This is a genomic window from Solitalea koreensis (genome assembly GCF_900182575.1).
In the GTDB taxonomy this organism is placed as follows: Bacteria; Bacteroidota; Bacteroidia; order Sphingobacteriales; family Sphingobacteriaceae; genus Solitalea; species Solitalea koreensis.
In genome coordinates this window covers 314956-336056 of sequence record NZ_FXSZ01000003.1, presented here as the reverse complement: position 1 = coordinate 336056, position 21101 = coordinate 314956, and the positions used below count along the sequence as shown (strand labels likewise).

14 protein-coding genes are annotated in these 21101 nt (G+C 39.2%); 7 read left to right on the top strand and 7 right to left on the bottom strand.

What is annotated here, in order from left to right:
• Positions 1-183 precede the first annotated feature (183 nt).
• Both carB and FN756_RS06915 read right to left on the bottom strand, forming a co-directional pair.
• Positions 184-2997 carry a carbamoyl-phosphate synthase large subunit gene (gene carB / locus FN756_RS06920; protein WP_142602701.1) on the bottom strand — a complete coding sequence of 938 codons (2814 nt, stop codon included), beginning with the start codon at positions 2995-2997 and terminating at the stop codon, positions 184-186.
• Between the two features lie 259 nt (positions 2998-3256).
• Positions 3257-3568, bottom strand: a complete 312-nt coding sequence (locus tag FN756_RS06915; RefSeq protein WP_142602699.1) for a hypothetical protein — start codon at positions 3566-3568, stop codon at positions 3257-3259.
• 306 nt (positions 3569-3874) lie between these two features.
• Here FN756_RS06915 and FN756_RS06910 point away from each other — a divergent pair, with 306 nt between their 5' ends.
• From FN756_RS06910 to FN756_RS06895, 4 genes are all read left to right on the top strand, one after another.
• On the top strand, positions 3875-5923 hold the full coding sequence (locus tag FN756_RS06910; RefSeq protein WP_142602697.1) for a M13 family metallopeptidase: 2049 nt from the start codon (positions 3875-3877) through the stop codon (positions 5921-5923).
• A gap of 296 nt (positions 5924-6219) precedes the next feature.
• On the top strand, positions 6220-6822 hold the full coding sequence (pnuC, locus tag FN756_RS06905) for a nicotinamide riboside transporter PnuC (protein WP_142602695.1): 603 nt from the start codon (positions 6220-6222) through the stop codon (positions 6820-6822).
• Positions 6823-6836: 14 nt separating this feature from the next.
• Positions 6837-7043, top strand: coding sequence for a GIY-YIG nuclease family protein (locus FN756_RS06900; protein ID WP_142602693.1), 207 nt, complete (start codon positions 6837-6839; stop codon positions 7041-7043).
• Between the two features lie 76 nt (positions 7044-7119).
• A complete protein-coding gene (locus FN756_RS06895) occupies positions 7120-7662 on the top strand; it encodes an AAA family ATPase (protein WP_142602691.1) in 543 nt (180 codons plus the stop codon).
• Positions 7663-7746: 84 nt separating this feature from the next.
• On the opposite strand, the gene FN756_RS06890 is transcribed toward FN756_RS06895, so the two are convergent.
• The 5 genes from FN756_RS06890 to FN756_RS06870 all read right to left on the bottom strand — a co-directional run bounded on the left by FN756_RS06890 (position 7747) and on the right by FN756_RS06870 (position 18162).
• The gene (locus FN756_RS06890) at positions 7747-8265 is read right to left on the bottom strand and encodes a lipid-binding protein (protein ID WP_185955209.1); all 519 of its coding nucleotides are present in this window, start codon (positions 8263-8265) and stop codon (positions 7747-7749) included.
• A gap of 44 nt (positions 8266-8309) precedes the next feature.
• Positions 8310-9812, bottom strand: a complete 1503-nt coding sequence (locus tag FN756_RS06885) for a SusD/RagB family nutrient-binding outer membrane lipoprotein (RefSeq protein WP_142602686.1) — start codon at positions 9810-9812, stop codon at positions 8310-8312.
• A gap of 12 nt (positions 9813-9824) precedes the next feature.
• Positions 9825-13028, bottom strand: a complete 3204-nt coding sequence (locus FN756_RS06880; protein ID WP_142602683.1) for a SusC/RagA family TonB-linked outer membrane protein — start codon at positions 13026-13028, stop codon at positions 9825-9827.
• Between the two features lie 497 nt (positions 13029-13525).
• Positions 13526-15061: a SusD/RagB family nutrient-binding outer membrane lipoprotein gene (locus FN756_RS06875; protein ID WP_142602680.1), complete on the bottom strand. Its 1536-nt coding sequence runs from the start codon at positions 15059-15061 to the stop codon at positions 13526-13528.
• A gap of 35 nt (positions 15062-15096) precedes the next feature.
• Positions 15097-18162, bottom strand: a complete 3066-nt coding sequence (locus FN756_RS06870; RefSeq protein WP_142602679.1) for a SusC/RagA family TonB-linked outer membrane protein — start codon at positions 18160-18162, stop codon at positions 15097-15099.
• Between the two features lie 304 nt (positions 18163-18466).
• Between FN756_RS06870 and FN756_RS06865 the strand changes: the two genes are divergently transcribed.
• From FN756_RS06865 to FN756_RS06855, 3 genes are all read left to right on the top strand, one after another.
• The gene (locus tag FN756_RS06865) at positions 18467-18832 is read left to right on the top strand and encodes a PadR family transcriptional regulator (RefSeq protein ID WP_142602677.1); all 366 of its coding nucleotides are present in this window, start codon (positions 18467-18469) and stop codon (positions 18830-18832) included.
• 17 nt (positions 18833-18849) lie between these two features.
• Positions 18850-20670 carry a PspC domain-containing protein gene (locus FN756_RS06860; protein WP_142602675.1) on the top strand — a complete coding sequence of 607 codons (1821 nt, stop codon included), beginning with the start codon at positions 18850-18852 and terminating at the stop codon, positions 20668-20670.
• A 74-nt stretch (positions 20671-20744) separates the two neighbouring features.
• On the top strand, positions 20745-21098 hold the full coding sequence (locus tag FN756_RS06855) for a hypothetical protein (protein ID WP_142602673.1): 354 nt from the start codon (positions 20745-20747) through the stop codon (positions 21096-21098).
• Positions 21099-21101 lie beyond the last annotated feature (3 nt).

Genomic DNA, 21101 nt, shown 5'->3' with positions numbered 1-21101 from the left:
GGCTAAAATATTAATATAAATTGGCTATTATGAAGCTAATAATGAATGATTACTAGTTTTTGGAGCAAGTGAAGCAAACATAGGGTTATGATAGGCGGAGTTGAGTCCTAAACAAAGAGGTCTTCCGTTATCCGGAAAACCTCTTTTGTTTTATTCAGAAACCATTGTCTTGCGTCTTGTATCTTACTTACTCAAGTACATTGATTTCTCTTTGTACAAATGACGGAAGAAAGGATCTTCTAAATCTTTGATGAAACGAATAGCTTCACCTGTTGATTTCATTTCAGGACCTAATTCTTTATTTACTTCAGGGAATTTATCAAATGAGAAAACAGGCTCTTTGATTGCATAACCATTCAGTTTCTCAACGATAGTGAAATCCTTCAGTTTGTTTTCACCCAACATTACTTTAGTAGCGATATTGATAAATGGAACGTCGTATGCTTTTGCAATAAAAGGTACCGTACGTGACGCGCGAGGATTAGCTTCGATCACATATACCTTCTCATTTTTGATAGCAAACTGGATATTTAATAACCCGAGAACATTCATTGCCTTCGCAATTTTCTTAGTATACTCCCTCATCTGGCTAGTTACCGATTCAGAAAGACTGAAAGGAGGCAAGACTGCACTTGAATCTCCAGAGTGAATACCTGCAGGTTCAATATGTTCCATCAAACCAACGATGTGAACATCATCGCCATCACAAATGGCATCAGATTCAGCTTCTTCGGCACGATCAAGGAAGTGGTCGATCAAAATTTTATTGTCAGGCATATGACGCAGCAGTTTCACTACTGCATGCTCCAACTCTTCGTCATTGATCACAATTTCCATCCCTTGTCCGCCTAAAACGTAACTAGGACGAACCAGTACAGGATAGCCTACTTCATTAGCAACTTTAATGGCTTCATCAGCAGAATGCGCAACACCGTAATTTGGATAAGGAATACCAAGTTCTTTCAATAAATCAGAGAAACGACCACGATCTTCGGCCAAGTCCATGTTTTCGAAAGAAGTACCGATGATACGGATTCCTTTTTCGGTTAACTTTTCAGCCATTTTCAAGGCCGTTTGACCACCTAGCTGAACAATAACACCTACTGGTTTTTCCAGTTCAATGATTTCACGAACGTGCTCCCAGAATACAGGCTCAAAGTAAAGCTTATCAGCCATGTTAAAGTCGGTTGATACGGTTTCAGGATTACAGTTAACCATGATCGCCTCGTAACCCGCCTCTTTTGACGCGATTAAACCGTGAACACAGGAGTAATCAAACTCAATACCCTGACCGATACGGTTTGGACCTGAGCCTAATACAATGATCTTTTTCTTACCAGAAGATTTTGATTCATTTTCGCCTTCGAAAGTTGAATAATAATATGGCGTTTGTGCCGCGAATTCAGCCGCACAAGTATCCACCATTTTGTAGGTACGGTGAACTCCTAATTGCTTACGTTTATCGTAAACCTCATCTTCCTCAACACCTAGCAAATAAGCTAATTGAAGATCAGAGTATCCGTTTTGCTTTGCGCGAATCAGTAAACCTTTAGGCAGGTTGTTAAGCGCATAACGCTTAATTTCCAACTCCATATGAACAAGATCCTGAATTTGCATCAGGAACCACCGATCAATTTTGGTTGCTTTTTGAATAGAAGTAATTGGAACTCCCATTGCTAAAGCATCTTTTACATGGAATAAACGATCCCAACTTGGATGCTCCAGGTTGTACATGATCTCATCCAGATTTTTCTCATGCTTACTATCAGCTCCTAACCCGTTACGGCTAATTTCAAGTGACTGACAGGCTTTTTGCAAAGCTTCGTTAAAGCTGCGCCCAATTGCCATCACCTCACCTACTGATTTCATCTGTAGGCCCAATTCTTTATTTGCACCTTTGAATTTTTGGAAGTTAAAACGAGGGATTTTAACGATCACGTAATCAAGTGCAGGCTCAAAGTAGGCAGAAGTGGTTTTTGTAATCTGATTCTCGATTTCATCCAAGTTGTATCCGATAGCCAGTTTCGCAGCAATTTTAGCGATAGGATAACCGGTTGCTTTAGAGGCAAGCGCTGATGAACGAGATACACGCGGATTAATTTCAATTGCGATAATGGCCTCATCCTCTGGGTTTACCGAAAACTGCACATTACATCCACCGGCAAACGTACCGATAGCACGCATCATTTTAATAGCCTGATTACGCATTTCCTGATAACAACGATCAGAAAGGGTCATTGCAGGAGCTACCGTGATTGAGTCACCTGTATGGATTCCCATCGGGTCAAAGTTCTCGATAGAACAGATAATAATCACATTATCATTGCTGTCGCGCAGCAATTCCAATTCGTATTCTTTCCAACCTAAAACGGCTTTCTCAACCAAAACCTCATGTGTAGGCGATGCTTGTAAACCACGGTTCAAGGCTGCGTCAAAATCTTCTTTTTTATGAACAAAACCGCCACCAGAGCCTCCAAGCGTGTATGAAGGTCGAATAACCAATGGGAAACCGATTCCCTGAGCAGCTTCTTTTCCTTCCAGAAAAGAGTTGGCAATTTTTGAAGGGGCAACGCCTACTCCAATATCCACCATTAACTGACGGAATGCTTCACGATTTTCTGTTTTCTCGATTGCTGCAGTATCAACTCCAATAACCTTTACGCCATACTTAGCCCAAAGGCCGCGTTCCTCACCTTCAATAGCAAGGTTTAAGGCCGTTTGTCCGCCCATAGTTGGCAATACAGCGTCAATTTTACGTTCTTGCAAAATTTGCTCTATACTTTCGCAAGTTAAAGGGAGCAGATATACATGATCACCTATCACTTTGTCGGTCATGATGGTAGCAGGGTTCGAGTTAATAATCGAAACCTCTATACCTTCTTCTTTTAATGATAGTGCTGCTTGAGAACCTGAATAATCGAATTCGCATGCCTGGCCAATAATAATGGGACCAGAACCGATAATGAGGACAGATTTGATACTTTCGTTTCTTGGCATTTCTTGAAGGGAGTCTAAAAATTGTGCAAAACTAGCATTTTCAATTGATAGTTAAGGAGATTATTTTACTTTTTTTCAGAACTCCAATAACTAATTGGATTTCAAAAAAACACAGAAACAAAATACATTTTTTTAAAGGCAATTGTTCTTATAATATGAATGAAGTATTAAAAAACTCAAAACCATATGAATTTTCCATAAAAAAAAGAGGCAATCGCGCAATTGCGACCAACCTCTTTAATCTAGTTTAACAGGTTTTTTATTGTATATTAATGCTACCGACATCAATTATCTTATTCTCTTGCACGGCCACATCAAATTGCACATCTTTTAATGGTTCAACCGCATCAATAATAATTTTATATCCACCAGCTTTTAAATCTTTGAATTCAAAAACTCCTGCAGTTATAGCAACCTTAATGGTATCTGTTCCAGCTACGGCCATTGCTTGTGTTGCTGCTTCCGCCGGAACTACCGTTCCCTTCACTCCGCCGCTACCATCAATTTTATAAGCAACTAGACTTACTGCAACTGCAGCCACTGCCATTAGACTTAAGCTCGACTTTTTCATAATAACACTATTAAATGAGAACTTTTATTTAATTGAGTAAAGTTTATTCATTTCACGAGAGGGATCCTGTACTAATATTTTTACAATCACCATGCCTGATCGGCTACCTTTATCTAAACCAATACAGAGTTAACAAAAAGCTCATTTTATGCAGTTTAATCTCTATTGAGAGCATTGAACCGTAGAAATAAAGCGCAGCAATTGAGTTAAATATTCCCCGAAATTCAGTAAAAACCTCATATAACATTTTGGCAAACAGTTATCTTAGTACACTAGAAAAATCTACACAAAAGAACAGACCTAAACATGAACCTAAAAACGACACATAATTGGCTTGGCCTTGCCCTATTGGCATGCTCCTTATTTACAGCGTGTAAATCAGGAAACACGGCATCAAAAGATCTTGTGAAAGAAAATATCGATACTACCATAAACCCTGCTACTGACTTTTTCTCTTATGCCAATGGCTCCTGGATAAAAAAGAATCCGATTCCGGCTGCCTATAGCCGTTGGGGCATTGGAAACTTGGTAAACGATGAAGTATATAACAGATTAAGAAAAATCAATGAAGATGCCTTGAAAGAGAATGCTACCAAGGGCAGCAACTCTCAAAAAATCGGCGACTTTTGGCACAGTGGAATGGACACTGTTGACATTGAAAAGCAGGGTATCCAACCTATCTACACTGATCTTAATCGAATAAACTCTATCAAGGATATTACGGGTGTGCTTAATGAAATTGCCTATCAGCATACACTTGGAAACGGTCCGTTATTCAGCATGTTTGTGGCACAGGATTTAAAGAACAGTGACGTAATGGCCCTATACCTTAATCAAGGCGGAATCGGTTTACCAGACAGGGATTATTATTTCAATACTGACAATCACACTGCAAAAGTTCGGAGTGACTATCGCAGCAATCATTTAGTGAACATGTTCAAACTTTCGGGGATGAATGAAGGCACTTCAAAGACTGCAGCAGAAGGCACTTACAAACTGGAAGAAGGCTTGGCAAAATCTTCAAGAAAACTTGAGGACCTACGTGATCCGTACAAAAACTATAACAAAATGACGATCGCTGAGTTGAACAAACTCACACCGTCAATCAACTGGAATGACCTTTTTGCCAAGATGAGGGTAAAAAACATCAACACGGTTATTGTTGGCCAACCCGAATTCTTAAAACAAATGGAAACAAGTTTGAAAAGCATTTCAATAAACGACTGGAAAAACTACCTGCGCTGGAATTACATAAACGCCTCGGCTCCATATCTTAATAAAGCCATCGATAACGAAAACTTTCGTTTTTACGGAACCGTATTAACCGGCAAAAAAGAGCAACGTCCGAGATGGAAACGTGTTCTTACCGCTGAAGAAAATGCTATGGGAGAAGTACTGGGTCAATTATTCGTGAAAGAGTATTTTCCTGAGAAAACCAAAAAACGTTATGAAGAGTTAGTAGAAGCCATTCGCGATGCTTACAAAGAACGTATCAAAAAACTCGACTGGATGAGCGCTCCTACAAAGGAAAAGGCATTAGCCAAACTTGCAAAAATCACCAAAAAGGTAGGCTATCCTGATAAATGGAAAGATTTTTCAACCTTACAGATTGATCGCGGCCCTTATGTATTAAACATGAAACGTGCCGGCGAATTTCTATACAACTTTAACATTAACAAACTGGGCAAACCGGTTGACCGTACCGAGTGGGACATGACTCCACAAACCTATAATGCCTACTATAATCCTTCTAACAATGAGATCGTTTTGCCGGCCGGCATATTTGTTATACCCGGCTGGAAGGATGAAGACATTGACGATGCTGTGGTTTATGGGTATGCTGCAGCTTCTACTATTGGTCACGAAATTACGCATGGCTTTGACGATCAGGGAAGTCAATTTGATGAGAACGGTAACTTAAAAACCTGGTGGACTAAAGAAGACTCCATTAAATTCAGACAACGCTGCAAAATGATTGTCCGTCAGTTTAACGAGTTTAAAATACTGGATAGTTTGCATGTTAATGGAGAGGCTTCACAAGGAGAAAACATTGCCGATTTAGGTGGCGTCTTATTAGGATGGGACGCATTTGTAAAAACCAAACAGTATAAGGAAGGTAAAAAAATAGATGGCTTAACTCCTGCTCAACGTTATTATTTGGGCTATGCCTTAGGATGGCTTGGTCATCAACGCGATGAAAGCCTTGCCAATCAAATCATGACGGATGTGCATGCTCCCGGCAACTTGCGCGTAAACGGCCCGTTTGCGAATATTCCCTCATTTTACCAAGCATTTGGCGTTAAAAAAGGTGATCCGATGTGGAGAGAAGACAGTTTAAGAGTGAAAATTTGGTAGCCTGATGATATGCGTATTGCGAATCGAAATTACAATGCAATTCTCATTCGTAATACGCATATTTCAAAACTCCGCTTATCTTTGCTCCCAGGGGTGCCTGTAAAAAGTTGTAAGTGATAAGTAGTAGGCTCAAAACTTATAACTCTAAAATAACGGGCTGAGATCATACCCATAATCCTAAGGGATTGAAACCTGATCCGGATAATGCCGGCGTAGGGAATTATTGTATCATCTCATTTAGTCGTCGGCATTCGCCGAAGCAAAAGCCCATACCGTTTTATTAATTTAATAGCCGAATGGATTATCTTGAATTATTTGGAGCCATCACAGGTGTCCTTTGCGTATGGTTTGCTACTCGCCAAAATGTTTGGTACTGGATAGTAGGAATTATTAGTGTTCTAGTATATACGGTTGTCTTTTTCAAGTCAAAACTCTACGGAGACATGGGGCTGCAAGTTGTGTATTTGGCATTGAGCGTATACGGCTGGTACAATTGGGTTTATGGCGGAAAAGAGCACCATGGAATAGCTGTATCAAGGCTAAGCAAAACGCATTGGATTGGCTACTCACTTCTTACTGTTGTTGGAACCTTAGCCTTAGGTTATTTCCTTCACTCCCAAACAGACGCTTCCCTGCCCTTTTTGGATAGTTTTTGCACGGTAGTAAGTTTAGTAGCCACCTATCTTCAAACACGAAAAAAGATCGAAAACTGGCATCTATGGATATTTATTAATTCGGTTTACATTGGGATGTACTATTTCAAGGTTCATTACATAACCGCTGTTCTTTCAGTTATCATGGTGGCCTTAGCCGTTGTTGGATTATTTGAGTGGAAGAAAGGCCTAAGTGCCATTGCGAGCGATAGCGAAACAATCCCTAGTCCAAAAGTGATAAATTAATGACTCTTACCTTTATGAGATTTCATCAATACTTCGTTTACATGCTTGAGAGAAGAATTTACGAGCACAAAAGCAAGATTTTTAAAGGATTCACTTCTAAATATAATTGTGACGAATTGGTTTATTTTGAAAATTTTGATTTGATTGATGATGCCATTTCTAGAGAGAAACAACTTAAAGCTGGTTCACGGCAGAAAAAAATCGATCTTATCAATGGTTAGAATCCTGAATGGAACGATCTTGCTGCTGATTGGAACTGAAACATTTTTGTAACAGATTGCTTCATTATCGTTCGCAATGACACATAAACACAGCACAAAATCCCCAATATTAAAAATTGCCATTATTGGTCCTGAGTCCACAGGCAAATCAACGATGGCCAAACACCTCGCCAACCATTATAACACGATTTGGGTACCAGAATACGCCCGAGAATATTGTGAAGGGCTTGACCGTGAATGCACATTGCAAGATGAGCTCAATATGTTTTACGGTCAATTAGCATTGGAAGAAAAACTGATTCCCAAGGCCAATCAATTATTGATTTGTGATGTAACCATCTTAAACGTGAAAGTTTGGTGCGATGAAGTATTTGGAGGAACACCTGATTTTGTAACCGAGGAGATAAAAAATCGACATTATGATTTTTATCTGCTCATGAATATTGATACAGAGTGGGAACCGGACCCGCAACGCAACTTCCCGGATAAGCGTCAGTATTTCTTTGACCTTTACGAAAGGGAATTAAACGCTTTAAACGCCAACTATGAAATCATTTCTGGATTAGGAGAAACCCGTTTTAGAAATGCGGAGAAGGTAATAGATGCTTTCTTAAAGTAAAAACAAGAATTTAAACGTATGATATCCAACCGAAAAATAAAGGCTGCCCAAAAAACGGGGCAGCCTTTATAGTAAGTAAAAAATCTATTTAACAGCCGGTTGGTCGGCAGGAAATCCACTGCGCTGATGACCTGAAATAATATATGTTTTACCAGCCTTAGTAGAATATTCTACTTCCATATAAATACTATCAACTGTAGCACCGGTAAGCGACTTACCTGCACCTTTGAAAACTTTACCCGATAAAACATTAACGGTTGGAGCCAAACCTGCAGTAGTCAAAATGTTTGCACCATTTTTAGCTGAAAAAGTTAACGCATTTGCATCTGCAGTTGTTCTTACTTTTACCCCATACGATGACAAACCGGTCAATCCTGTTGTAGCACCACTTGCTTGAATCCAAAGCTCGTTACCTGAATTAGCTGAGTTAAAGGTTGATATCTGCCTGTAATTAACCACAATTACAGCTGGTGCAGCCTTATCTTTTACAGTCACAAACCACTCTCCAGCCAACTTTCCGGCTGGGGCTATGTACTCAATATCTCCACTTCCTGCCTTTTCGCAAGAAGTAATGGCTGTCGCTGCGACTAGCACCAATGCCATAGTTATTATTGATTTAAAATTCTTCAACATGTTTTTTCTCCTATTTATTTAACATCCCACCAAACTTTGGTAGTAACTGGAACCATTGCAGGTACGTTTGGATTACGTTGACGATCACGATCTGAGAAGATCAAACGTTTTGCGAATAAGCCTTGAGTAATACCCTCTTTCGGATATACAATTTGTCCAGGTACATACGATGGACTATCTGAATAAACTGCGCTTGTTTTAGGGAAACCGGTACGATTTTTCTCAAAGAATGCCTCCAACGCATGTGACCCAACCATTGAAGCCCATTTTTGAGTAATAATAGCTTCTAATTTTTGGTCAAATGTACCTGTTGCCGGATAGGCATACTTTGCACCTGTAGCTATAAAGCTTGACCCATCAAGTGAATATTGTGCAAAAGCTGCTTTAACGCCATTATCATACGCAGTTTTAGCCGCTGGCGCATTAGGTGTTAAACGCTCAATTGCTTCAGCTTGCAAAAAGTAAGACTCAGCTGTTGAAATAAAATGAACAGGAGCTAAAGGCGTAATATTTGCAATCGAAACTGCATTTCTAATTGCAGTAGTGGCCGTGTTATTAAAATCGCCCTGGTTTAATGACGAATAAGAAGTTGTTGCCGTTCCAAACTTGTAAACAGAAGCAATACGAGGGTCATTATTTGCTACTAACCATGACATAAAAGTAGTACTTGCACGTAAATTGGTAGTAGTATTTAAACGACGGTTGTTATACTCGTACAATGGATTTGACTTATCCGGTGCATCCTGAAAAACAGCAGCACCCATTGCGGCATCTGATGTAAGGAAAAGAGCGCCATCTGAATATAATTTAGAAATACCCGCTAATGCCTCAGTTGGCTTTGCATAAATCATACGCATATACATTTTAAGTTTCAATGTATTGGCAAAGCGTTTCCATTTATCAACACTACCGCCAAACACAATATCGCGGGCACCCGGAGTTGAGTTTGTTGTAGCGGCGAAATCTTTTGATAAAGCCTTATCCAACTCTGCAATTAAACCTGCATACACTTTATCTCCATCATCATATTTAGGCGTCAGGTTATTTAAACCCTGAAAAGCCTCAGAGTAAGGAACTTTATTGTAAAGGTCAACCATTACTTGTAAAGTATACGCCTTCATAACTGTACCGGCAAGGAAGTAGAACCAATCGCCGGTAGCTTCTGATTTATTAATCACAAATTGGTAATCATTCAATGCTCCTGAATACACCTCATCAAAGGTATTATTCATGCTCGATGCCGTAAGGTTATAAGAATCAATATCTTTAAACTGATTCGCTGATGCACTCTGGGTCCAGAACTGGCTCCAAATACCACCTACAATTGCATATTGAGCACCTACAGTACCTGCTGTTGAAGCAACTGCGGCAGGAAATATTGAGACAGGTTGTCCCTGAACAACCTCCGGATTGCTAGGATCCTTGTTCACATCCAGAAAATCCTGGCATGCTGTTGTTGAAAGCAAAATTGCCGCTGACAACAATAGGGTTGATTTATATAAAAATCTCTTCTTCATGTTTATCTAAAATTAAAAACCAACTTTTAATGATACACCAAACGAGCGTACGCTTGGACCACCACCAAATTCACCAAATTCACCTGCTAAGTCATTGCTAAACGTTGAAACCTCTGGGTCAATAAACGAGTTCCCTTTAGGTACCCAAACAAAAAGGTTACGACCGTAAACTGAAAGGGAAGCATTTTGAGCTTTCACTGCCGTTGCCAATGATTTAGGGAACTGATAGCTCAACGTAATGTCACGCATTTTGATAAACGACTTATCAATTACGTTGTTTCTTGACATACTGTTGTTGCTTGTTTGGTTAAAATAGTTAGCAATGTTTGATGTGCCCACCGCAGTGGAGTTTTCAACATACGTAACTGTACCATCGGTAGCAACTACTTCATTTACTGAATTTGGAACCAGGAACGGACGACGATCATTCAGGAGTGTATTAACAGCATTACCTACAAAATAGTTAAGACGTGAAGTGTATGAGTACATTAAACCACCTTTGCGGAAGTCGAACGAGAATCCTAACGCCCAGTTATCATAAGTAAATTTGTTCGACAAGCCCATAGAGAACTTACGGTTGATATCGCCATAAGCAACTTTATCCTGAGCCACTAATGGAATACCAGTCGTTGCGTTAACGATTACTTTTCCATCAGGAGAAGTTTTAGCAGTATGTCCTTTGATCACACCAAGTGGCTGACCAACGATAGCAACCATATCAACACCATAAGCAGTATTTAAAACCACCTCTTTAAGGCTGTTAGGTAATTCCAATACTGTGTTTTGGTTTTTTGCGTAGGTATATGTTGCCTCCCAAGTAAAATGCTCTCCTTTAATTGGAGTAAGGTTCAATGCAACTTCAATACCTTTGTTTTCAATTTTACCAAAGTTGGTAATTCTTGAGGTGTAACCGCTTCCTGCAGAAACCGGAACGGCAAGAATTTGATCTTTAGTAGTTTTGTTATAGAACGCAAAGTCAATACCAACACGATTCTTAAGGAAACGTAAATCAGCACCTAACTCATACTCAGTAGTTAACTCAGGACGCAAAGTAGGGTTACCGATAATGTTGCTAACTTCAAATGCGCCAACTCCGTTTAATGGGAAATTTAACTGACCAAAACCTAAAGCAGCACTACCTGCAGTTAAGTAGTTAGCAATAGAATAAGGGCCTGCATCGTTACCTGTTTTACCAATACTTGCACGAATCTTAGCGAAAGACAGTGCAGTTCCCTGAAGGTTCTTGAAGGCATCAGTCACCACAAAACCTACGTTAGCTCCAGGATAAAAGAAAGAGTTTTTATCTTTTGGCAATGTTGACGACCAGTCGTTACGTGCATTTAAAGTTAAATACAAGTAATCTTTAAATGACAAGTTAGCTTGAGCATAAGTGCCGACTAAACGACGTTTTGAGTAAAACGAGGTTGCAGCCGGAGCGTTAGCGGAGTTAGAAAGATCATAAAACCCTTCAAGGATCAGTCCTTCAACTCTTGTATTAACGATACGAGCATCACGCTCATTCACGTTAACACCTACTAAACCATTGAGTGAAAAGTCTGAACTTAGTTTTTGATCAAAGTTTAACATCAAGTCTGTGTTCAACTCTTTGCGATAGTCGTTGTTCTCTTGCACACCACCAACAAAAGGTTTTTTACTTGCGTTATTTGATCCTGCTTTAGGAGCAGCAACCGCTTGCCAATCTCTCAATTTTGAATCAGTTACGTCAAAACCTACTTTCCAGGCTGCAGACAACCAGTTCGCGAACTTATAATCTAAACCGGTGTTTCCGTAGAAACGTTCAGATGAGAAATTATTGCCATTTTCATTAATGGTAAAAAATGGATTCTGAGCATACGGGGTATAGAAATTATCAACGTTATTATAAACGTTATGATAATCTTTAATTGAGTTGATGTTGATATCAACCGGAACCTGAATCAGTTCCTGGAACAATGTTGCTCCGGTTGCAGTTCCCTGACCAGTACTTACCGCTTTTGCATCACGATTTACGTAGTTTAATGAGGCAGAAACTTTCAAGTCTCCCAGTACTGAAGTTCCTCTCAAGGCCAAGGTATTACGCTTGTATGAGTCGATATTGGTAGGAATGATACCATCGCTATTGATATTACCATACGACAAGTAGAAAGAGTTTTTATCAGTTCCACCGCTGATAGCAAGTGAGTTATTTAACTCGTTACCTGTAGTATAAAAATCTTTAAAACGATTGGTGTTTGCCACAAACGGCTTTGTCAATCTGGTACCGTCGATTGTATTACCCCAAGGACGAATCGCTCCATCCAGTTTCGGGCCCCAGCTACCATTTTCTTGTGAATCATACGTACCTGACCAACCTTGTCCATAAACGCTTTGTAAAGTAGGGGTAAATAAAACCTCAGAAAACGTTGATGATGAGTTAAAGTCGATTTTAGCTTTTCCTGCTTTACCACTTTTAGTAGTGATAATAATTACACCGGAAGAAGCGCGTGAACCGTACAGTGAAGTAGCAGCTGCACCTTTCAAAATTGACATTGACTCAATGTCATTAGGATTAATGTCATTTGCACCATTACCAAAGTCGGTTGTACGTGAAACCGAATTGTTAGTAGCAGCACCAGCGGCAACACCTAAAGCACTCACAGATGCAGTGTTATTAATTGGCACACCATCCACTACATAAAGTGGTTGATTGTTACCAGTTAACGATGCATAACCACGCAAAATAACTTTTGACGATGCACCGGGAGCTCCTGATTGTGATGAAATTTCTGCACCTGCAACTTTACCTTGTAAACCATCCATCATGCTTACAGGCGACGTTCTGTTCAGATCTTCACCTTTTACGGCAGTTGCAGAGTAACCAAGAGCTTTCTTTTCTTTAGAAATACCCAAGGCTGTTACAACAACCTCTCCTAACTGTTTACTGTCATCTTCAAGTGTCACATTAATAACACTCGCTGTACCGAGGGTGATCTCACGAGCGGCAAATCCGATGGATTTAAACACCAATGTAGCACCCGAAGGAACAGACAAACTAAACTTACCATCCAAATCGGTCTGGGTACCGATTGTAGTGTTTTTGATAACTACGCTTACCGCGGGGATGGGACCGCCATCAGATTTTGCCTTCACCGTACCTGTAACTGTACGGTTCTGGGCGATTGCCGAACTTGCAATAAAAAAGAGCAAAGCAATCACATAAAGTAACCTTTTCTTCATATAACTTCATTTGTTTAAGATGCTCCGAAACTATTGGGATGAAGAGGGAGAACAAAACTAATTGTAACATACTTGTTACAATTAAAAATGGGAAATGAAACAGGAAATTTTATCACTTAAAGATCTTTGCAGCTTTCGCAGAATCAATTAACTGATTATCAGTTTTTTTAAATTACACTAGCAAACAACTAGACTTAATATAGAACAACTATTTACAACATTTGTAACATCCATGTTACAAAATTATATCATTTGTCACTTTTATGTTACATAAAGGTCATTGATTTGTTACAAAAAAAGGCCTAAAAAGACCTCTTTTGTAACAACATCTTTGCTGTTTATGAAGATTTTTTACGGTTTTTTTTCCTAATAAAGAGAACAGCTGAGATAAACTATCGCAAAAACCTAAAAATGCCAAACAATAGACTGCCATCTGCACACTATACTTACATAATATTTTATTCCTTATTCAAAATAATTTTTTCTTAAAGGAATACTTACTTATCCCACCAAACACGACTTGTCAAGACATCGCCTCCCGGAAGGGCTGCAACAGCGGCATTATAATTAGCTAAATTAACCGATTGTTCAGCTATTGGATAAGTAAAACGACGAGGAATAACAGCCCCTATTACCGAAGTAGGGTAGACTGTTGGTATTAAAGCAGGAAAGCCTGTACGGCGCCAATTGGCATACGATTCGTAAAAATTATAGGTGCCTCCACATGTCGCCCATATTTGTTCATTAATATCCTGCAACTCCGCTCCGGGAGTAAGATTCAATGTGGCAGTATAGGTATCTGCTGCAGCCTGTGTACCAGCGATTCCATAATAAGCAAATGAGCGTATTGCCAGGTTTACTCCTTTCTTAAAATAAGCATTTGCATCACCGCCAACGAAGCCTCTTTGCACAGCATCCGCTGCTAGTAATTGCGCTTCTGCTGCGGTCATAAAAAAGGTTGGACTATTAAACTGAATCGTCTTTGTGGCATTTTGCACATAGCCGTCTAAAGTGCCGGGATATCCGGGTGCTGTTTCAATACTTTTCACGCCACCCAAGTCATATCCATTAGGCATTCCGATTGAGGAGGCATTCGCGGGCGCACCTGTTGAGGTTTCTGCATATAAAGCTAAACGTGGATCATTTTTACTCTTGAACCAATTCACAAATGTTTGAGAAATGCGGTCGGCCGATCGCTCGTATCCCTGAAGAATAACCTGCGCGTTTCTATTTTTGGTTAAACGGTCGCCGGCTTCATCGCCAAACACCTTTGCATCCTGTGTTTCACTATCAAAAATGCCTCTCCCAATGGCTTTTGCAGCATACGTTTGGGCCGTAGCAGGATCCGCTTTTACTAAACGCATGGCCAGGCGCAATTCTAAAGAATTGGCAAACTTTTGCCAATTTACAATATTCCCATTGTAGATAATGTCATTTTTAACTACATCGCCGCCAGTAAGAACAAGGGCTTGCGAGGCCTCATCTAACTCTTTAAGCATATCCATATAAATGGCCTGTTGAGCATCATATTTTGGAGTTAAAATTTGATTATAATACCCTAAACCAGCCTCTGAATAAGGAACATCGCCGTATAAATCGGTAATCCGATGAAAAACCATAGCTTTCATGATTCTTGCCACTTGATGCAAGTTATTATGCTCCGGTTTATCGGCTGTTAAAGTCACCAAATCCACAACAGGCTTTACCTGCTCAGAATAAGATTTTTCCCAATAAGCCGAAAGGTAAGCATCGTTTCGCCGCGACTTATCTCCTACCCAATATCCATTCACCGATGATAATTGCTGCATCATTACTGAGCAATAAATCAAATTTGCCCTCCAGGTTTCATAAGAAAAATCAGTTGAGCCCGTATAAGTCAATTCAACGTTTGAAAGCAATAAACTAGGATCTACTTCATCAGCAGGTACAGTAGTCGGGTCAGTATTTACAGATTGAAAATCCTTAGTACAGCTGGTAATCACACCCATGATTATGGCTGTTATTGTGAATATTTTGACATATAATTTTTTCATCGCTAGATCATTTAAATTAAATCAAACAAAATTGACTAGAATTTAACGCTTAGATTAAAGCCATAACTTCTTACCGGAGGTACGCCGGCCAACTCAAGGCCTTGGGCCGCTGTATTATTATAGTTTGATTCCGGATCAATATTGGTAGTATGTTTCATTAGGATTGCCAGATTTCGGGCAACGAAACTTACTTTCAACCCTTGAATTTTATTGTCGAACATTTTTGTTGGAAAGTTATAGCCCAGAATTACCTGTCTGAGTTTGATAAAACTTGCATCTTCAACAAACTGACCGGATACATTTTGTGCAAAATTTCCGTAATAAGATTGAGCATCAAAACCGGCTTTATCCCGATCGACTAAAGTATTTTTACCTAAACCATTAACAGTAGCATAGTAGTTGGTTGCTGAGAATATTTTAGCCCCCCATTTGCCGTCAATCAAAAAAGACAGGTTAATGTTCTTGTAGAAGAATTCGTTATTTAAGCCTGAATTATATTTATAGAGTCCTGAACCATACGCTTTCAAATCCCCTTGCACCGGAACCCCATTAGCATCCTTCACAATATTTCCACTTGCATCACGTTCATAATCAAACGCCATAACTTGTGATGCCGGTTTTCCAACTACCTGTTGAATAAATGCATTACCTGTTCGAGAAATACCTACTTGAATACTTGTTAAACCACTTGCTAAACTAACTACCTCACTATTATTGTAGGAACCATTAAAAGATACGTTCCAGGTGAATCCACTTGAAGATTTTACAGGCGTTCCGGTAAGTAATAACTCTACCCCATTGTTTTTCAGCTTACCTATATTCAACACTGCCGACGTATATCCTGTTGAAATAGAGGTAGTAACCGGAACAATGTCATTATTTATTTTCTTGTCATAATAGGTAAAGTCAACACCAAATCGATTTTGGAAAAATTTCAATTCGGTGCCTATCTCAAACTCTTTAATAGCCCTTGGTTTTATTTGTGAATTCGGAATAGATCCATTCACGATCTGACCAATTGGCGTTCCGCTAATTGTTCCTTGCACATTATAGCCTAAGCTAGTTTGGTAGGGAACGTCTCCTCCACCACCAACTTCAGCATATCCAACTCTAAACTTACCATAAGTTAAGGCATCTGGCTTCCATAATTCACTGAAAATAAAAGAAGTACTTGCAGCAGGATATAGATAAGAAGTTTTCGTTGAGGTAGGTGAAGATAGTGTCGAATACCAATCATTACGCAAAGACAGATTTAAATACAAAAAGCCTTTGTATCCCAAGTCGGCAGTTCCATAAACAGAATTAATACGTGTTTTATAATTAAAGTAGCTATTCCTTTGCCCTGTTGCATTTGGAATAATGTACAAAAATGGGATGGCGAATGACGAACCAAAAATATTGGTAATCTCAGCATTTCTTCTCATAAAATTAGTACCGGCTGTAGCATCGAGGCTTATATCAGGTGTGATTTTATAAGTTAAACCTGCTAAAATATCGGAGTTCAATTCAGAAAAACGAGTACTGTTATCATCCATGCTGCCCTCAGCAAGGTAGGCGGTTCCTGTTGGGGTTACGCGGGTATAACGATCATTATAGGCGTCTTGAACCACACGACCTTGTATATACAACCAATCCAAAATATTATACTTTACACTCGCATTTGCTATGATACGATTACGATGTGTATCCTGAATAAATTTATTAGCTGCGAAATAAGGGTTAGTTATGAATTGATTAACATCAAATTGAATTTCATTGCCATTAGCATCATAACCAGGCGAAAGCGTTTGGCTTGCGCTAAGACTGGTAGGTAGAAATGTAATGCCGAAGTTCGCGTTGCCAGGAGAATCGGATAGATTTGGCCGATTTTTAGCACTTTCGACTGTGTAGTTAACAATTACATCCGCTGAAACTTTTTTACCCAATTTGGCATTTGACCCTAAATTAAAACTCCAGCGATCTAAGCCTGAATTAGGTATAACGGCCTGATTAGTCAAATTATTAGCCGAAAAACGAAATGCAGCATTCTCTGTTCCGCCATTTAAAGCAACTGTATTGATATAAGTACCACCGGTACGATAAAAATCATCAATATTGTTCTTATTGGCAACATATGGACGGGACACTCCGTCGAATTGCACAACACTCGATCCGTCGAGTTTAGCTCCCCAACTTTGAGCTCCGGCTGCAAAAGCCTGGGCAGCAGTAGTTGGCTTAAGACCTTGATTGCCTGAACCATATACATATTGAAAATCGGTAAGGTTATTTATTTTATCAAATTGATACGTGGTATTATACTCAACACCAATGCCTTTCTGAGCTTTACCCGATTTCGTTGTGATCATAATCACACCCGAGCCAGCCCTTGAGCCGTATAAAGCGGCTGCGGCGGCACCCTTTAAAACACTAATTGATTCAATATCATCAGGATTGATGTTTGAGATTCCGTCACCCAAATCAGCACCTCCATACTGACCGGCCGAACCGTTACTATTTCCCGAGCCAGGAACATTGGTCGGGCTTGCTGAATTTCCATTATCCATTGGAACACCATTAAGCACGTAAAGTGGCTGTGTTGAACCTGTAAGGGAAGACGAACCCCGAATAATCACATTGGCCGCTCCACCCGGTCCAGATGCAGGAGCCGTAACGCTAACACCGGCAACTTTACCTGCCAATGAGTTGGCCACGTTTACTTCTCGAGCCTGGTTAAGTTCATCACCTTTTACAGCACCAGTTGCATAACCTAAACTTTTACTTGCCTTTTGAATTCCTAAGGCGGTTACAACTACCTCTCCCAACTGTTTGCTATCGTTTGAAAGGGAAACGTTAATAACGTTTGACGAACCAACAACAACCTCCTTTGAGAGATAGCCAATAAATGAAAAACTTAGGGTACTTCCAACGGCTGCGGATATGGAGTATTTACCATTTACATCGGTTTGTGTACCCGCATTGGTCCCCTTTACCATAACACTCACTGAAGGCAATGCTTGTTTATCATCAGCAGAAGTAACTGTTCCTGAAATAGTTTTAGTTTGGGCTATTGATGCAAATCCGATTAACAGCAAGCCCATTAATAATAGTAGACTTTTTTTCATAGAGCGATATCTTTAGAATAAAGTATTAATTTACAAAAAAATAATTACTTAACTAATTGATTATTAATTATTTAACTATTTATAATAACTCTGCAGAAACAACCTGGCTGCGTGACTACAGGAGCTTGTTATGAATTTTACTCCATTTTAGAAATCACATCCCTCAACAATCGCCTCTTTTATCCTATAAATCCAGTATTTTTTATTTTTTCAAATCCTCCCCAATAAACAATTATCGTAACAAGTTTATTACATATAGTACTTTGTATTGCATAGTATATTGAAAAGCATATATCTTTGTATCATGATAGTAGAGAACACCCAAACCCAAATGAGGAAAGGAATACTGGAATATTGTATTCTGTCGATCATTTCCCGGGGGGAGATATATGCCTCAGATATAATAGCAGAACTACGCAATGCAAAATTATTAGTTGTTGAAGGAACACTATACCCATTGCTAACTCGTCTGAAAAACAACGAACTGTTGGTGTATAATTGGGTGGAGTCAGCTTCTGGTCCGCCCCGCAAATATTATCAGCTCTCTGAAACCGGACAAAAAGTACTGGCACAACTTGATTTAACGTGGAAAGAGCTAGCCTATGCTGTAAATACAACCACACACAGGAATGCACAACCTGCAACTGATGCTGAAACCAACAACCTTTAATAGCAAAAACTACTTCGATGAATAAGACGATAATTATAAATATAAGCGGCATTATTTTTCACATTGAAGAAGATGCATACGAAATCCTTAAAGGATATATAAGCCAGGTAAAACTACATTTCTCAACCTCAGCAGACAGTTTTGAAATTATTACCGATATCGAAAACCGCATCGCGGAACTTTTCACCGAAAAACTAGCGGTTGAAAACAAACAGGTAGTTGTTTTAGCTGATGTGCAAGAAGTAATGGCAAAAATGGGTACCATTAGTGATTTTGAGCTGAATGAATCAGAACAGAAAGAAAGTACATCAACCTATGCTCCAAGCGCTGAAACGGAAAAAGTAAAACGTCGCTTGTTTAGAGATGCGGATAATAAAATTATTGGCGGTGTAGCCGCTGGGCTTGCTAATTACCTGGCAGTTGACCCTACTTGGGTCCGTTTAATTTGGGCATTATTTGCTTGTACATGGGGTATCGGGATATTGGCTTACTTAATCTTATGGATAGTGCTTCCTACGGCCAAAACAATCGCCGACAAAATGGCTGTAAAAGGAGAAGCGGCAAATCTTGCTAACATTAAAAAAGCCGTTAATGATAAGGCTGCCGAAATTAAAAACAACTCTCAAATCAAAACTTTTTTCAACGATTTTTTCGAAATCTTAGGATCCCTAATTAAAGCTTTGGCAAAAGCAATTGTGATTCTGTTGGGCATAGTTTTGATAATTACTGCAGTCGTTGCTTTATTCGGAATAACAACTGGGTCAGGTATTTTTCTTGGATTAATGTCTGACACGCATAATTTGCAGTTGGTGGATCCTGCATATCGTACGGGTACTTATCTATGTTTATTCTTGCTGCTATTCATTCCTGCTTTTATGATTCTATTGCTTGGCACTAGGATCATCTTCAATAAAATGCTTTTAAATAGAGTGGCGAGCCTTTCATTACTTGCCATTTGGCTTTGTGCATTTGCTATTGGCGGTTTTTTTGTTGCTAAAACCGCCAGAGGTTTTAAAGAGGAAGCCTCTTTACGTAAGGTTATTGACATTTCCCCCTCAGCAAACAATGTGTTTTACCTCAATGCCGATGATCGAAAAATATTAAATCATTCTGACAGTTTACATTTCAACATTACTATAAAAAACGGTTTCAAGGTCTATAGATATAACGGATTTGAAGTTGTAGATGTTGATTTGCGTATCGAAAAAAGCCCCGACACCAAAGCTCATCTAATTAAGATTTACAAAGCAAGGGGAACTAATTTTGACACTGCTATCCGTAACGCACAAGGTATTATTTACAATTTCTCTCAGAAAGACAGTGTAATTACATTTAATCGCAATGCCGAACTGCAGACAGGCAGTTTATGGAGAAAACAAGAAGTAGAGTTGATTTTACAATTACCTGTAAATTCAAAAGTGGTGATTGATCAGGCTGTTGAACAGATTCTTCGTGATCCCTATTATTATGAATGCGATAACTCAACGGATAAAACTAGAACATGGATCATGGGAGCGGAAGGTTTAAAATGCGAAGAAGGAAAGAGCCCTGTTCATTATCAACATGATGAAAGCGACACATTTGATAACATGCTGAAAGATATTGCCCGAGAAGCTATTATAAAACAGCTTAGTACAGGTAACACATTGATTACTATCAACTCAGATGATCAAACCGTAAATTTCATGGTCGACAACTGGTATAACATAAGAACCCAAATAACAAAAAACAAAGAAGAAATTACTGAAGTATATGTAACTATTGCTAGGAAACCGGGAAAAGCAAGTTCAGAACGTGATAGTTGGGAAGTAAAAAGTATTTCAGAGCCGCGTAATTAAAGAAGCAGTACTTTAAAAAATAAATAATCGAAAGTGCAACATTCTATTGGTCAACAACGTCATATAGACTGAATATGAAAGCCTATCTCTTTTATCGGTTATGTTACGTGATCGTTGCTCTGTTGCTAACAGGAGAAGCGACACACTTTTTTGGATCTCATGATGCCAAAAGTTGTACCGATAAAGATGCTGTAAAATTATCAGCAAGGAATTACGCAACGGAAAAGCTTAAGAATTACACAACCATGCTCGACATTTCAGCAAATGAAATGATTGTAACTGATTTGGGGAACGACCACTACCGGGTTCTTGCACCTGTAAAATTGGCTTACAACACTGAATCCAACAAGGTATGGTATGAGGTAAAACTCCATTTCAATAACAGCAATTTAAAGGAACGAGTTATCGATGGCTTTAAGCGTATGTAGTTA